A 14,110-nucleotide genomic window follows, 5' to 3' on the forward strand; every position below is an offset into this window, starting at 1 on the left:
GTTCGTCATGCGGCCCTCCGGGGTTCGGTCGGAAGCCGGCGCAGCACCGCCGCCAGGCTCTGTGCGGTCGTCGCCCAGCCGTCGAGGGCGGCGCGGCGGCTGCGGGCGGCGGCCTTCAGGCGGCGTCGTACGTCCGCCTCGCCGAACCAGCCGCGCAGTTCGGCTGCGATGGCGGCGGGGTTCTCCGGCGGGACGAGGATGCCGGGGACGCCGCCGTCGGGTGCGCGGCCGACCGCCTCGGGGAGTCCGCCGACGTCCGTGGCCATCACCGGGACGCCCCGGGCCAACGCCTCGGTCACGGCCATGCCGTACGTCTCGGCGTAGGAGGTGAGGACCATCAGGTCGGCGGTCGCGTAGGCGGCGTCCAGCGCGGGGCCGGACTTCGGCCCGGCCAGCTCCAACCGGTCCTGAAGGCCGTGCTTGTCGATGAGGGACCGCAGATGGGCGACGTACTCCGGGTCCTGGGTGAGACTCCCGACGCACACGCAGCTCCACGGCAGGTCGCTCACCGCGGCCAGTGCCTCCACCAGCCGGTGCTGGCCCTTGCGGGGGGTCACGGCGGCCACGCACAGCAGGCGTGACACCCCGTCGGTGCCGGGCGCGAGCGGCGCGATGTCGGCGCCGGGGGCGGCGACATGGACGCGCTCGGGGGGAAGGCCGTGGTGGGCGACCAGGCGGCGGACCGCCCAGTCGCTGGTGGCGATCACCGCCGGCACCGCCCGCAGCACCGTCCGCTCCTTGGCGTCCAGCTCGGCGGCCACCGCCGCGTCGAGCCCCGTCTCGTCACCGAGCGGGAGGTGGACGAGGACGGCCATGCTCAGCCGCTCCGCCTCGGGCACCACGATCTCCGGCACACCGCAGGCCACCAGCCCGTCGAGGAGCACGACGGCCCCGTCGGGCAACGCGGCCAGGGCGCCTGCCAGTTCCGCACGGGCGTCGGCTCCCGGCCGGGGCCAGTCGCCGGGCACGGCGTGCTTGGTCGCCTGCCAGCCGAAGCCGGGCAGGTCCAGGCACACGCGCCGGTCGTAGGCGTTGCCGCCGCTCGGCGCCTTCGGGTCGTCGACGCCTCCCGGCAGCACGAAGTGCACGGTGCGCAGGGACATGGGGATGATCTCGGCGTTCTTCAGGGAAGCGTGCTGCACGGGAACATAATTCAGCCGTGCCGGCGCCGGGCCGGGCTGCCCGGGCCGTTCGATCGTCGTGTCGGTCACAGCGCACGCTCGTAACTCGCCCAGGCGATGTGTGACTCGTGCAGCGTGACGGTGAGGCCCGCGATGCCCTTGGCGCCCTCGCCCAGCGCCCCCTTGTGGATGCGCTCGGCGAGCCGGTCGGCGATGACCTTGGCGAGGAACTCCGTGGAGGTGTTGACCCCCGCGAAGTCGGGCTCGTTGTCGAGATTGCGGTAATTCAGCTCGCTGACGACCGCGCCGAGTTCCTGGGTGGCCAGCCCGATGTCGACGACGATGTTGTCGTCGTCCAGCTGCTCGCGCCGGAACGTGGCGTCCACGAGGAATGTGGCCCCGTGGAGGCGCTGTGCCGGTCCGAAGACGTCGCCACGGAAGCTGTGGGCGATCATGATGTGATCGCGGACGGTGATGCTGAACAACGGACGACCCTCCAGGTGCGGCGCGTCTGCTCCCCGCTCTCGGGTGCCGGGGATGCCGGGTAGTACGGCTCGTTGCCTTCCCCTGTTCAGCCTTCCGTACGTCTTTTCTCAGGTCAGGCGCTCTTGCCGTGGCGAAGTCGTAACGGATGGAACGAATCGTCAGCCGATGCGTCGATCGCTCTGGTCGTAACGGACCCGGTGGCACAACGCGGGGACCTCGCCGGAGACGAGCCTGGGCAGCACGTCCGGCAGGTCCTCGAAGGGGGATTCGCCGGTGATGAGGGCGTCGAGCGCGGGATCGGCGAGCAGGTCCAGGGCGACGGCGAGCCGGTCGGCGTAGGTGCGGTTCGGGCGGGCCGGGGAGACGGTGCCGACCTGGCTGCTGCGGATGACGAGCCGCCGGGAGTGGAAGGCCTCACCGAGCGGGAGGCTGACCTGCCGGTCGCCGTACCAGCTGAGTTCGAGGACCGTTCCCTCGGCGGTGAGGAGTTCCAGGGACCGGGCGAGGCCCTGTTCCGTGGCGCTGGCGTGCACGACGAGGTCGCGGTCCCCGTCGGCGTCCTCCGGGGTGGCGAAGCCGACGCCGAGCGCCTCGGCGGTCTTCGCGCGGGACGGGTCGGCGTCGACCAGTTGGACGCGGACGCCGGGGAACCGGGCGAGGAGGGCGGCCACCGAGCAGCCGACCATGCCGCCGCCGACCACGGCGATCCGGTCGCCGACCAGGGGCGCGGCATCCCACAGGGCGTTGACGGCGGTCTCCACGGTTCCGGCGAGCACGGCCCGTTCGGCGGGCACGGTGTCGGGGACCGGAGTGACCGCGGCGGCCGGGACGACGTAGCGCGTCTGGTGCGGGTAGAGGCAGAACACCGTACGGCCCTTCAGCGCCTCGGGTCCCTCCTCCACCACGCCGACGTTGAGGTAGCCGTACTTCACCGGGCCGGGGAAGTCGCCTTCCTGGAACGGCGCGCGCATGGCCGTGTGCTGGCTGACGGGCACTCCGCCGCGGAAGACGAGCGTCTCGGTGCCGCGGCTCACGCCGGAGAACAGCGTGCGGACCAGCACCTCGCCCTCGCCGGGCGCCGGCAGGGTGACGTCCCGGATGCCGCCTCGCCCAGGCGAGTCGATCCAGAACGCACGTCCGGTGTGCTTCATCGAAGTCCTCCTGAACGATCGGGAAGCTGCTTGCGTACCGAGGGGTGCACAGGCCGCGCACAACGTAGCGGCGTTGATCGACTCTGTCACACGGCCGGAGGGTGTTCGGTGGCCCTGAACAACACTTACGACGCGAGGCTCGTACAGCAGGAGACCGCCCTGGGGGCGGGTGTGCAGGTCCTGCTGCTGGCCCTGATCGGCACGGCGATCGGGATGGGGCCGGCGGGCTGGCTGAGCGGCCTCGCGTTCGCGATCGCCACCTGGGCGGTGCTCTCCCGGGCCCTGCACCGCTCGCGGCTGCGCTCGTTCGGGGCGGCCAACCGGGTCACCCTGGGCCGGGCCACCCTTGTCGGCGGGGTCACGGCCCTGGTCGCCGACTCCTTCCAGAGCTCACCGCCGGTGTCGCTGTTCGTCGGTCTGACGGCGGTGGCGTTGATCCTCGACGGCGTCGACGGCAAGGTCGCCCGCCGCACCGGCACCTCGACCCCGCTGGGGGCACGCTTCGACATGGAGGTCGACGCGTTCCTGATCCTGGTGCTGAGCGTGTACGTGTCGATGCAACTGGGCCCGTGGGTGCTGCTGATCGGCGGCATGCGCTACGTCTTCGTCGCCGCGGCCAAGGTGTGGCCGTGGCTGACCGCCGCGCTCCCCGCGAGCACCGCCCGCAAGACCGTCGCCGCACTCCAGGGTGTGCTGTTGCTCCTGGCCGGCGCCGATCTGCTGCCGTACGCGGCCAACTTCGGGGTCGCGGCCCTGGCGCTGGGCCTGCTGGTCTGGTCGTTCGGGCGGGACGTGCTGTGGCTGTACCGGACCTCGCGCGTCGCGGAGCAGGCGGCTCCCCGTCAGGTGCGGGAACTGGTCGCGAGCTGACGTCCGGCCGGCCTCGCCGGTCAGGTGCCGAAGCGCCCTCGGGCCGCCTCGATGTGCCCGAGGTACTGGTGGGTCCAGCCGCAGATCGCGTCGACGGTGGCGCGCAGGGCACGGCCCGGCTCGGTGAGCGTGTACTCGACCTTGGGCGGCACGGTGGGGTGCACCTTCCGGTGGAGCAGGCCGTTGCGCTCCAGCATCCGCAGGTTCTGCGTGAGCATCTTGTGGCTGACACCCTCGACCTCGTCGCGCAACTCGCTGAAGCGCAGGGTGCGTTCCCCGAGCGCCTCGATGATCAACAGCGCCCACTTGTTGGCCACGTCGGAGAAGATCTCCCGGGCCAGGGAGTCCGCCCGCCGCAGGTCCGCGTTCTCGGGCAGGTCTCTCAACTGCTTGGTCACCATCTGGTTCCCCAGTCACCGAAAAGTGCGTTCTTCCAGGTCGGCGGTCACTCTCCTACGGTTTCCGAGTAACCGCAAGAGAGCACGGGCCCGCTGCCCTGCGGTCCGTGCCCTACGGAAGGAACCCGCACCATGACCACACTCGACGTCTACGACCACGGCATACCGGCCGAGAGCCACTTCGGCTACGCCCAGGCGATCAGGTCCGGTGACCTGGTCCACGTCTCCGGGCAGCTCTCGTTCGACGAGGCGGGCGCCTTCCACCCCGAGGACGATGTCGCCGCCCAGCTCGGCCGGACCTACCTCAACCTCGACAAGGTCCTGGCCCACTACGGCGCCACCCGCAACCAGATCGTCTCCCAGACTCTGTACGCGGTCGACCTCGTGCGGAACGCCGAGGTGATCGCGAAGGGCAACCGGGCGTACTTCGGCACCCACCGTCCGGTCAGCACGGCCCTCGGCGTCACCGAACTCACCTTCCCCGGGCAGCTCGTCGAGATCAGCTGTGTGATCGACACGAGGCTGCCCGCCTGAACCGGCCCGTCAGCGACGTGTTCCGGTGCCCACCAGGGCCCGCTCGTACGGGTCGAGCAGGACGCCCCGTACCTCGGTGGAGACGCCGGCGATGATCTGCTGGTGGGCCGGCGGCACGACCGCGTCCGTGCCGAGGATCGCGGCCTCGGCGGCCATCGCGGCGTCCTGCCGCTCACCGGTGCCGTCGGTCCCGACCGCCTCGGCGACGGCCCGGTCGACCTTCGTGTCGCACAGTCGGGCCAGGTTGTAGCCGCCGTCGCAGGTGTATTCGCCGCCGAGGACGCCGACGGGGTCGCCGGTGTCCAGGAGGCTGTTGCGGGCGCCGGTGAACACCGGCGACTCCCCGCCAGGGGAGGCGAAGCAGCCGGTCGTACACGGTACGAGGGCAAGGGCGGTGAGGAACCGGAGGCGACTCTTGATGCTCTGGTGACGCACTTGCATAGCACATGCATCAAGCGGAACACGCCGCTCAACCGGGTGATCCGCCCGAGACTTCCGCCAAGTCCCATATGGAGTAAGCGATTTGACACCGACAAGGAGCGCTCCCTAAACCTAGTCACATGACATCCGTTTTCAATACGGTGGAGCGGCCGTGAGGATCGCGTTCGTCGGCAAAGGCGGCAGCGGCAAGACCACCCTGTCCGCACTCTTCTCCCGCCACCTGGCGCGCTCCGGCGCCCCGGTCCTCGCCGTCGACGGCGACATCAACCAGCACCTGGCCGAGGCGCTCGGCGGCGAGGAGGAGTCCGCCCCTCCCCTGGGCACCCACGTGCCCGAGATCAAGAAGTTCCTACGGGGCGACAACCCCCGCATTCCCTCCCCCGAGGCGATGATCAAGACGACTCCACCGGGCCGCGGCTCGCGCCTCCTCCGTCCGCTCGGCGACGACGAACTGCATGCCCGGCACGTCGGCCGGGCGGGCGGTGTGCCCCTCATGGTGACGGGCGAGTTCGACGAGTCGGACCTCGGCGTGGCCTGCTACCACTCCAAGCTGGGTGCGGTGGAGCTGTATCTGAGCCACCTGCTGGACGGCCCCGGCGAGTACGTCGTGGTCGACATGACGGCGGGCGCGGACGCTTTCGCCTCGGGCTTGTTCACCCGCTTCGACATCACGTTCCTCGTCGCGGAACCCACCCGCAAGGGGGTCTCGGTTTACCGTCAGTACCGCGACCACGCGGAACAGTTCGGGATCCGCATCGCGGTCGTCGGCAACAAGGTGACCTGCGAGGACGACCTGCTCTTCCTCAAGGAGCAGGTGGGCGACGACCTCCTGACCCACCTGGTCCACTCCCCCTGGGTCCGCGCGGCGGAACAGGGCCGGGCCGGGTCCGGACCCGACGCACTGGCGTCGCTGGAGCCACACAACCGCCACGCCCTCGATGTCCTGCGCGAGGCGGTCGACTCTCACCCCCGCGACTGGGACCGCCTCCACCGCCACGCGGTCGAGTTCCATCTGCGCAACGCCCGGGCCTGGGCCGACGCGCGCACGGGCGAGGACCTGGCGGCACAGGTGGATCCGGACTACGTGCCGGGGCCGACCGCAGTGCTCTGAGGCGCACCACAGCCACCCCCGACCCGCCTCCGCCGGCTACTCGATCCCCGCGGCATCGAGTAGCCGGACCACGTCCTTGCGCCCATACCCGAGCAGTCGGGCACGGTCGGCGGCCATCAGCACCAGGTGCGCGACGATGTTCGCCGCGTATCCGTTCCTGGTGTCCGCGTCGTACCACTCCTCGGGCTTCTCGACCCCCAGGCTGTTCATCACCAGGCCGTGGTCTCGCCGGACCTCCGCGACGGTACCGGCGACCGCGTCCAAGAGCGTCTTGCCCGGCCGCACACACTCCAGGGCGAAGCATCCCCAGTCGACCGGCACGCACCCCTCCGGCGGATGCGCCCGCAGCGCCGCATACCTCTCGTCCCCGAACCCGGAGGCCCGGAACTCGTCGTGCACCAGGGCGAACCGGTGGAACCCGGACGGAACCGGAGGCGGTGGAGGCGTGTACTCCCACCCGGCGTCCTCGTACAACTGCCGTTTGACCTCTTCTTCGTCGGCATGCGTCACGGCGAAGCCGTTGGCCTCGTTGCGCCCGGTCGTCGTGCCGTCGGGGTTGCGGTGGAAGTGCAGGCCCATGATGTGCTCCCGTCACCGTGCTGAGTAAGGGACGACAAGTCCCGTCACCAGCTCGAACGGCCCGCTCCCCGGGCAGGTGCCCGCTCCCCGGAGCACCATCCGATCGCGTGAATAGGGCCGCAGCGGGAACTTCCCGGCCCAGCCGGGCGAGCGGTTGTTACGCTCCCCCGATGAGGATTCCGGGCCCCGCAGAGATCCAGGCGCTGCACGAGAAGTACGCGCCCACCACCGAGGCGTTCACCCTCGTCCACACGCACTGCGAGATCGTCTGGGGAATCGCCGAGCAGCTCCTGTCGGCGCCCCACCTCGCTCACCTCGACGCCGATCTGGTCCGCGCCGGCTGCCTTCTCCACGACATCGGCGTCTACCACCTCTACGACGCCGAGGGGCGCCTGGACCACCCGAACTACATCCGGCACGGCCTGCTCGGCCACGAGATCCTCGAAGCGGAGGGCTTCCCCGAGACCCTCCGCCGCTTCTGCTCCCACCACACCGGAGTGGGACTCACGCGGCACGACATCGTGAGCCAGGGACTGCCCCTGCCTCCCGCCGACTACCTGGCGGTGACGGAGGAGGAGAGGCTGGTGATGTACGCGGACAAGTTCCACACCAAGTCCCGGCCGTCAACGTTCGTCTCCCCCGACGAGTACGCCGCCCATGTCCGCCGGTTCGGCGAGGACAAGGTGACCGCCTTCGAGGCACTGCGTGCCGAGTTCGGCGCCCCGGACCTCGCAAGGCCCGTACCGGGCCACGAGGCACAGGGTGGCGCCACGACGACCCTTCAGGCGTAGAAGTCGGGAATCACCTGGCCCGACGCCTCGACGGCCGCCTCACCACGCAGGACTTCCCGGCGTAGGGTTCCGGCCTCCGCGACCAGCACGTCGGGGACGTTCGTCTCGTAGAAGCGGAAGTACCCGACGGTGCCCACGGTCGCCGTACGAGCGCCGAGCCACAGCACGATCCTGCGCACATCGTCGAACTCATCAGGGTGCACCTCCTGCCTCACGGTCAGAGCCCATTGCGCACCATCGGGATGCAGCTCCCCGACCAGTGCACCCCCGATCCGCCCCGCCGGCCCTCGGGCCTCCCACAGGGGGTACTCGTAAGCGTCACTCCCCCGACCGCCCTCCAGCCCCAAGTGCCAGCGGAGCAGAGCGAGGTCCTCCGGCGGGACGGTGCCCGGTAGGTGAAGCGCGAGCTGGAGTTCATGGATGTCGGCCACGCCCAGAAGGCTACGGGTCCACGGGTGAGCGCGGGTCAGGCACACCATCCGCTCCGCTGGTGGCGTCGTACCCACGGTCGGACACCTCCTGCCTGGACGTACCAGACTGCTGGGGGCGCCGATCGTGAGGTCGGCACCCACAACCGCGGTCTAGGTGAACACCCAGTGGCGTTCCACTCGAGCCAGCTTGACGAACCGCTCCTTCTCCGCGACCCACGGATACGGCAGTCGCAGGCGGCGCAGGTCGTCCATGGATACGACCACAGCGTTGAGCTGCTGCGCCACGCTGAGCACCGCCTGCGGAGAGGCCGACGGAACGGTGACGATCAGCCCTTCCTGGACAGCCCGTTCCAGCAGCTCCTGCTCGTCGTACTCGACGAGATCCACAAGGTCCGTGCCGATCACGGCGACCACATGGTGCTGAGCGTAGCGACGTCGGATTTCGTGCAGAGCCGACCCGAGAAGCCGCATGCTCGGCGGCCGGGGAGAGGCAGCGCTACGGCCTGCGGTCATGATTCCGCGGCCGTCGACCACCAGTGCCGGAGCTCCCTCGCCCACCGGTTCCTCCCACGTCTCCGGCTCGGTCCTCGGTGCCCCCGTTTCCGGAGGGGTCGACGAGGCCGGGCGGGGAGCGGGTTCATCGATGCGCCGGAGCAACCGTTCCAGTTCTCTGTCGGCCCCTTGTGCGATCGGCGTCCCGTCGGGGCCGAAGCAGTCCAGTTCCTCGTCGAGCATGACGGTGCCTGTGTGACGTGCTGTGGCATGCACCTTCAGGATGCCGCTGCGGTCGTAGTGATAGTCGACGTCGAAGACGTTGTCCGACGGCTCCGCGCTCGGTTGCGGGACCGGCAGTTCCAGCCGCGCCAGGGGAAACGTCCGCTCGTCGTCCGCGGCACGCTCTCCGTCGCCCTCCACGATCTCGAGGACGACCTTGGACGCGCCGCGTACGGCCGGCATGGCGCTACGGGTCCCTCGCGCCGGAAGGGTCGAGTACCGGGGGATGAGCGGGGCGAATCCTCTCCGGCCTCCTGCCTCGAAGGACAGGCCGAGGTCGTGACTCGTGGCCACGGAGATGGTGGTCTCGGGGATCAGACCGTCGATCTCGGCGGCGGTGATGGCGGCTCCCCTCGCAACGGCCGTCATCGGCTTGCACAGGCGCGAGTCGACCACGGCTGCCCCGAGAACGCGCTCAACCTCGGTCCTGACCAACGGGATCTGAGACGTTCCGCCGATCATCAGCACGGCGTCCAAGTCCTCGGCGGCAAGGCCGACATCACGCAGGCACTCCTCCAGAGGGACGAGCGCACGGCGAACCAATGGCTCCACCGCGTGTTCGAACTCCTCCCGGTGGATCACCACGGGTGGGAAACCTCCGAGCGGCTCGAACAGCACCTGGTCCGTCTCGGGCTGGGACAGTGCGATCTTCGTCAGCTCGACATGGCGTCTCCACCGACGTGCCTCCTGCCGGGTCAGCCTCTCCGGATGGCTCCCCAGTTTCCGCAGGACGAGTTTCACAAGTTCCTCGTCGAACTCGAGGCCACCGAGAGCGGTGATGCCCCGTGAGGCGATCTCGTCGAAGATGCCGTCGTAGTGTTCGAGAAGGGTGACGTCGATGGTCCCTCCGCCCCAGTCGAAGACGAGGAAACGGCCTTCACCGGGAAAGTCGTGCGCGTAGCTGATCGCTGCCGCCGTGGGCTCGTTGATCAGTGCTTTGACCTTGATAGCGGCGAGACGAGCTGCTGCCCTGGTCCGATAGCGGGCGGCCCCTGTGGCATTCGCGGGCACGGTGACAACCGCCGCCTCCATCTCGCGGAGATTGCGGCGCACTCCTTCTCTCATACGGTCGAAGAGAGCCGCGGCGACAGCCGTACTACGGAAGGGCTCGTCGCCCAGCCAGACCTCGTGTTCCTCGGGAACAGTACCGGCCACGGCACCACCCTCGTCCATCGCTCTGGGCCGTGAGGCGAGCATGCGCTTGACGGCGTCCTGGGGTTCCGCGGTCTCACACTTGGCGGACCAGCCGAAACACAGGGTCCGCTGGACGTCCCGGAGGGAGACCACCGAGGGGAACAGCTCATCGAAACCCGGCCGGTTCCACTCCGCGGGCAGTGCGGCCGAGTCCACTCGGACCACCTCGGTGGCGCTGCCGGTCCAGCGTGCCACGACACTGTTGCTCGTGCCGAAGTCGATTCCGAACGTCATCGCGCGTCCCCTCCTTCGGCGACCGGCGTGCGAGGATCGGACGGCAGACGCCGCATCTCACCTCGCTGGACGATGCGGCCGCTGCCGCTGTCCGCATAAGCCGGGGCGAGCACCTCGTACTTCGTGCTTCCTTCGTGCTCAGCCGGATTGACCAGGTTGAAGGACCCGGGGTCGGGGACGGTGATTCTGGTGAGACCCGATCGGCGCATCTCCTGGTCGACGCGCAGTCGTACGGCGTCGAGGTCCTGCGCCGTCTGGGCGGTGCGGTCGATCAGCGCCAGTTGTGCCAGATGCTCCTCGTGGATCCGAGTGGCGTTGAGGACCGCGGTGCGCAGCGCCTCGTCCACCGCGGCCTGCACGGCCTGCTGGACCAAGGTGCCCATCTTGCCGGCGGCCGACTGCGCTCCCGCGATGGCCGCGTCCAGTTCTGCGGTGAGCCGTCTGCCGACCTCCTGAGCGGCGCTCGCTCCGGCCTTCATCGCGGCCCGGTCGACCTTGGCCGCGATCTTCTCGCTGAGGATGCGGAACATCACCTCGGGATCCGAGCGAGGATCGACCAACGGTTCGACGTCGTGGCTCCGTGATGCCTGGCTCCGCTCACCCTTGCCAGGGAGCTCGGTACCGGCCTTCCTTGCTCCTCGGCCCTCCGCCATGGCGCCCTGGCTCGTGCGCTGCGGCTGCTCCGAGTCGTCCTTCGGCTTGGTCCGGCGGGCGCTGCCGGCCCGCTTGGGCTTACTGCGCACCCCCTCGAACTCCTTGATGCGTCGCGGTTGGGCCGGCGACCTGTTCGGCTGGTTCTCGGAGGGCATCAGTGGTGGTTCCTCGTTCTCGCGGCACAACGGCCGATGATCTCCCGGGCAGCCTGTGTGGCGGCCCATGTCTTCTCCTGCTCGCTGCTGGGCGGCGTCCGGCGGTGCAGGGGGCGGGGGCCGGGTTGCAGCAGTTCGTTGCGTTCGGCCGGAACCCACAGGAAACGTTCATGGAGCGGGAGTTCGTAGAGCGCCTCGGGCTCGCGTCCCACGCGCCGCGCCGTCTCGATGCGCCGAATGCGGTCCTTCGCCCCGTTGATGTACTCGAGCTGGTCCGTGGCCACTTGACGACGCAGGTCTCGCCACCCCTGGCCCCACTCGGCGGAGTCGTGTTCGACGCACAGGGCGAGATAGGGGTTGAGAACGTCGCGCGGCTTGGCCTTCAACCGCAGCGACTGCAGGAGTTCGCTGAGGCCTTCCATACGATGTCGTTCTGCTCCGCCGACTCCGCCGCGACGTCTGCCTCCCCGCTTCAGTACGTCCTCCAGGAGTCCGACCCCCTTGTCGAGCCGGTCGCCGTCCCCGGGACGGGCGTGCAGGAAGGCGACATAGGCCTGCACGGCCCGCGCCTCCCGGTCGGCCGTACCGGCGGCGCCCTGGGGCTCCCGGTTACGCAGGGCTGCGGCCTGCTGCAGCACGGAGCGAAGAGCCTCCTCTGTCTGCGCCGGCCGGCAGGCCATGGCCCAGTGCATGTCGTCCAGCAGCCGGTACAGCCGTCGGGTCCCGGCCCAGTAGTGGAACGGTGTGCCGCCGGAGACAAGGCGGTCGTTCGGGAGGCAGTCCTCGAGGAGACCGAAGAGCGATCGGTCACGGCCCGGGCGGCCGTCCGGGTTGCCGCCCTGCCGAATGTGCCTCAGGGAGAGAACCAGGTCGCACAACTCCGGCGGCAGGCCCTGGGTGTCATGGGGCCGTACGGCGTCCACGGCCGACACGTCTCCGCCGAGGAGGGCCGAGCGCAGACTCCACTCGTCGTACTGCCCGTCGACCGGTTCGACCGCCCCGCCCGCGGCCAAAGTTCGGCGACATGCCTCGTCCCTCCAGTCCAGTGCCTGAACGTCGTCGTCGGAGAGATGCCCGGGGTCGAGGCGCGCCGTCAGATACATGACGCGCTCGGTCCGCTCCGGCCAGGTGCGAGGGGCCGGAGCCTTGCGGAGGACACCGGAGTCGATCAGATCGTCGACCACCGGCAACGGCAACTCCCCTACGAGGCGTTGCCATGCCTCGGCGCCCAGGACAGCCCGTCCCCGCGCCTCGTGGTACTCCAGACACAACTGCCATGCGTCGACGGACGAGGGACTCGGCTCCGGCAGAGGAAGACGGCCGGACCTGAGCACCTCGGCACGCGACCGGTCCTCCTCGGAGAGGACCGGCAGGCCGCCGGCGGTGAGATCGAGCAGATGACCGAGGCCGAGCAGGGGGTCCGTCCGGCTCACCAGCTCCGCGGCCGCCGCGGCGACGGCGCGTAGCGGATCCGAGGAGTGAGCCGCCTGTTGCGACAGGCGCGCCGTCAGCGAAGGCTCTTCCCCCAGTTCGGCAACAACACGCTCCAGCACACGCAGCACTCGCTCGGGCAACCGCACCGGCTCGGGCGTCGCCGTCTCCGGGACGGTGTCCTCCCCTTCCGGCAGGGCATCGCTCTTGGCGTGGCGACACCGTACATGCAGAGGAGCGACGACGCCGGTTTCCCGGGCCCGACGGCGCTGCTCCCGCCTCTCCGTCTCCGCACGCCTCAAGGCGTCCAGATCCTCGGAGGCGACCGGCTCAGTTCTCATCGATGGAGTCCTCTCCCCCCTTGCCGTGACCCTCGAGTCTCCCCAGCTCGACCGGGTCACGGTGGATCCTGATGGTAAGGCAGGACGTCGCTGTCTCAGTAGCGCTGCAGCCGACGTCACCAGCGGCGATGCCCTGCCTGGCCGCTCGGGGGCGGGGAGCGCCACAGGAACCGGTCACCCCACCCGCTTCCACTCCTGGCACCGATTGGTCTTGAAGTACTCCCCGCTGTTGAGCGTCACCCGTCCCGGCCCGTTGAGGTTGTTGTTGGCGATGATGGCGTCGAACTCACCGCTGGCGTTTCGGGCGCGCTCCCAGTAGCAGCCGAACCCGCCCTCCGGCCCGGCCGTCTTGTAGGTGCCGGGCTTGATGTCCTCGCCGACCACGAACTCGCCCTCGCCGGAGAAACTGGTCGCCGGACCCGGCTTCTTGGTCTTCTTCGGCTTGGCCGTCACCGTCTCGGTGACCGTGGGGGCGGGCTTGGCGTCGGCCTCGGCCGTCTCGGTGACGGTGACCGTGGGGCGGGGGCCTGCCTTGGTGTCGGCGGCCGTCGCCCCGCCGGTTTCGGTGGAACCGCCACCCGCGCCGATACCGGCGCCGATGGACAGCGAAACCAGCGCGACCGCACCGTACTTCACCCACCGTCTGCGGCCGCGGGTGGGCTGCACGGGGCCGGTGGGAACGCCGAGTCCGAAGGGGCCTGTGCCCTGCGGACGGTGGTCGGGCTGCTGGGGCGGCTGCTGGAAGGTCATGGCGTCCTCCGTTGTCTGGTGGGTGCGTTGAACTCCGGTTTCACAGGCCTCGGATGTGGCGGCCCGCCTCGGTGGCCCGCCAGTGAAGTTGAGACGTCAAATGTGCCGCTCTTGACTGCGACGCCGTCCCAGTACTTCTTCGTGGAACTTCCCCCGGAGATCTCGCGGCTCCCTCTCGTAAGCAACACAAGAGAAGCACAACACTGAAAGCATCGTCAATCACGTTGACAGATTTGACGAGTGTTGTAAGTTGTTGACTGCTCACTCCAGAGAGGCTCAGGACTTTCGCCATGCCCCAGTCATCCGCGCAGGTGACCGCCGCCGAGATCTCCCGCATCGCGGGGGTCACGCGCGCCACGGTCAGCAACTGGCGCCGTCGGCACGAGGACTTCCCCGCGCCGTCCGGCGGCACCGACAGCAGTCCGCTGTACGACCTGGAGTCCGTCCGCGCCTGGCTGTCCGCGCGCGGTCACGTCTCGGCGGCGACCCCGGCGGAGGAGCTGCGGACGACGCTGCGCCTGCGCGCACAGAGCGGCGGAAGTGGTGCGCCGGAGGGGCTGTTGCTCCTGGTCCTCGCGGCGGCGGGTCGCTCGCCGGAGGAGCTGACGGCCGTCACCGAGTCGCCGGACGCGGATCTCGTCGCGCAGGCGCAGCGGGACGCCGC

14 protein-coding genes and 2 pseudogenes are annotated in these 14,110 nt (G+C 69.8%); 5 read left to right on the forward strand and 11 right to left on the reverse strand.

What is annotated here, in order from left to right; translation table 11 throughout:
• Positions 1-5: 5 nt before the first annotated feature.
• The 3 genes from ABZ281_RS14005 to ABZ281_RS14015 form a co-directional block, all read right to left on the reverse strand.
• The gene (locus ABZ281_RS14005) at positions 6-1,211 is read right to left on the reverse strand and encodes a glycosyltransferase family 4 protein (protein ID WP_356655257.1); all 1,206 of its coding nucleotides are present in this window, start codon (positions 1,209-1,211) and stop codon (positions 6-8) included.
• Complete coding sequence (locus ABZ281_RS14010) at positions 1,208-1,606, reverse strand: 6-carboxytetrahydropterin synthase (RefSeq protein ID WP_062930213.1); 399 nt, start codon at positions 1,604-1,606, stop codon at positions 1,208-1,210. Before ABZ281_RS14010 ends, ABZ281_RS14005 begins: the two co-directional genes overlap by 4 nt.
• 159 nt (positions 1,607-1,765) lie before the next feature.
• A complete protein-coding gene (locus ABZ281_RS14015) occupies positions 1,766-2,758 on the reverse strand; it encodes a zinc-binding alcohol dehydrogenase (RefSeq protein ID WP_356655259.1) in 993 nt (330 codons plus the stop codon).
• A gap of 108 nt (positions 2,759-2,866) precedes the next feature.
• Between ABZ281_RS14015 and ABZ281_RS14020 the strand changes: the two genes are divergently transcribed.
• Complete coding sequence (locus ABZ281_RS14020) at positions 2,867-3,628, forward strand: CDP-alcohol phosphatidyltransferase family protein (protein ID WP_356655261.1); 762 nt, start codon at positions 2,867-2,869, stop codon at positions 3,626-3,628.
• 20 nt (positions 3,629-3,648) lie between these two features.
• Here the strand turns inward: ABZ281_RS14020 and ABZ281_RS14025 are convergent, their stop codons facing one another.
• Complete coding sequence (locus tag ABZ281_RS14025; protein WP_356655263.1) at positions 3,649-4,029, reverse strand: helix-turn-helix domain-containing protein; 381 nt, start codon at positions 4,027-4,029, stop codon at positions 3,649-3,651.
• A 129-nt stretch (positions 4,030-4,158) separates the two neighbouring features.
• Here ABZ281_RS14025 and ABZ281_RS14030 point away from each other — a divergent pair, with 129 nt between their 5' ends.
• Positions 4,159-4,560 carry a Rid family hydrolase gene (locus ABZ281_RS14030; RefSeq protein ID WP_356655265.1) on the forward strand — a complete coding sequence of 134 codons (402 nt, stop codon included), beginning with the start codon at positions 4,159-4,161 and terminating at the stop codon, positions 4,558-4,560.
• A 9-nt stretch (positions 4,561-4,569) separates the two neighbouring features.
• Here ABZ281_RS14030 and ABZ281_RS14035 read toward each other — a convergent pair.
• A pseudogene (locus ABZ281_RS14035) lies at positions 4,570-4,881 on the reverse strand (ABC transporter substrate-binding protein); the annotation flags it as partial.
• A gap of 271 nt (positions 4,882-5,152) precedes the next feature.
• On the opposite strand from ABZ281_RS14035, the gene ABZ281_RS14040 reads away from it, so the two are divergent.
• Positions 5,153-6,112: an ATP-binding protein gene (locus tag ABZ281_RS14040; RefSeq protein ID WP_356655267.1), complete on the forward strand. Its 960-nt coding sequence runs from the start codon at positions 5,153-5,155 to the stop codon at positions 6,110-6,112.
• A 36-nt stretch (positions 6,113-6,148) separates the two neighbouring features.
• Here the strand turns inward: ABZ281_RS14040 and ABZ281_RS14045 are convergent, their stop codons facing one another.
• A complete protein-coding gene (locus tag ABZ281_RS14045) occupies positions 6,149-6,691 on the reverse strand; it encodes a hypothetical protein (RefSeq protein ID WP_356655269.1) in 543 nt (180 codons plus the stop codon).
• 170 nt (positions 6,692-6,861) lie between these two features.
• Here ABZ281_RS14045 and ABZ281_RS14050 point away from each other — a divergent pair, with 170 nt between their 5' ends.
• A complete protein-coding gene (locus ABZ281_RS14050) occupies positions 6,862-7,482 on the forward strand; it encodes an HD domain-containing protein (protein ID WP_356655271.1) in 621 nt (206 codons plus the stop codon).
• On the opposite strand, the gene ABZ281_RS14055 is transcribed toward ABZ281_RS14050, so the two are convergent.
• From ABZ281_RS14055 to ABZ281_RS14075, 5 genes are all read right to left on the reverse strand, one after another.
• Positions 7,473-7,913 carry a hypothetical protein gene (locus ABZ281_RS14055; protein ID WP_356655273.1) on the reverse strand — a complete coding sequence of 147 codons (441 nt, stop codon included), beginning with the start codon at positions 7,911-7,913 and terminating at the stop codon, positions 7,473-7,475. The genes ABZ281_RS14050 and ABZ281_RS14055 overlap by 10 nt on opposite strands.
• 150 nt (positions 7,914-8,063) lie before the next feature.
• Positions 8,064-10,115, reverse strand: a complete 2,052-nt coding sequence (locus tag ABZ281_RS14060; RefSeq protein WP_356655275.1) for an Hsp70 family protein — start codon at positions 10,113-10,115, stop codon at positions 8,064-8,066.
• The gene (locus ABZ281_RS14065) at positions 10,112-10,858 is read right to left on the reverse strand and encodes a hypothetical protein (protein WP_356655277.1); all 747 of its coding nucleotides are present in this window, start codon (positions 10,856-10,858) and stop codon (positions 10,112-10,114) included. Before ABZ281_RS14065 ends, ABZ281_RS14060 begins: the two co-directional genes overlap by 4 nt.
• A 65-nt stretch (positions 10,859-10,923) precedes the next feature.
• Positions 10,924-12,696: a hypothetical protein gene (locus tag ABZ281_RS14070; protein WP_356655279.1), complete on the reverse strand. Its 1,773-nt coding sequence runs from the start codon at positions 12,694-12,696 to the stop codon at positions 10,924-10,926.
• Between the two features lie 174 nt (positions 12,697-12,870).
• Positions 12,871-13,446, reverse strand: coding sequence for a hypothetical protein (locus ABZ281_RS14075; RefSeq protein WP_356655281.1), 576 nt, complete (start codon positions 13,444-13,446; stop codon positions 12,871-12,873).
• A gap of 290 nt (positions 13,447-13,736) precedes the next feature.
• Here ABZ281_RS14075 and ABZ281_RS14080 point away from each other — a divergent pair.
• A pseudogene (locus ABZ281_RS14080) lies at positions 13,737-14,110 on the forward strand (SAM-dependent methyltransferase); the annotation flags it as partial.

The sequence above is a fragment of the Streptomyces sp. NPDC006265 genome (assembly GCF_040613555.1).
Lineage (GTDB): Bacteria > Actinomycetota > Actinomycetes > Streptomycetales > Streptomycetaceae > Streptomyces.

What these genes read in the sequence shown, in the direction of transcription:
- ABZ281_RS14015 (WP_356655259.1), bottom strand. Translation starts at nt 2,758, where the DNA reads ATGAAGCACACCGGACGTGCGTTCTGGATCGACTCGCCTGGGCGAGGC.
- ABZ281_RS14025 (WP_356655263.1), bottom strand. Translation starts at nt 4,029, where the DNA reads ATGGTGACCAAGCAGTTGAGAGACCTGCCCGAGAACGCGGACCTGCGG.
- ABZ281_RS14030 (WP_356655265.1), top strand. Translation starts at nt 4,159, where the DNA reads ATGACCACACTCGACGTCTACGACCACGGCATACCGGCCGAGAGCCAC.
- ABZ281_RS14045 (WP_356655269.1), bottom strand. Translation starts at nt 6,691, where the DNA reads ATGGGCCTGCACTTCCACCGCAACCCCGACGGCACGACGACCGGGCGC.
- ABZ281_RS14050 (WP_356655271.1), top strand. Translation starts at nt 6,862, where the DNA reads ATGAGGATTCCGGGCCCCGCAGAGATCCAGGCGCTGCACGAGAAGTAC.
- ABZ281_RS14060 (WP_356655275.1), bottom strand. Translation starts at nt 10,115, where the DNA reads ATGACGTTCGGAATCGACTTCGGCACGAGCAACAGTGTCGTGGCACGC.
- ABZ281_RS14070 (WP_356655279.1), bottom strand. Translation starts at nt 12,696, where the DNA reads ATGAGAACTGAGCCGGTCGCCTCCGAGGATCTGGACGCCTTGAGGCGT.
- ABZ281_RS14075 (WP_356655281.1), bottom strand. Translation starts at nt 13,446, where the DNA reads ATGACCTTCCAGCAGCCGCCCCAGCAGCCCGACCACCGTCCGCAGGGC.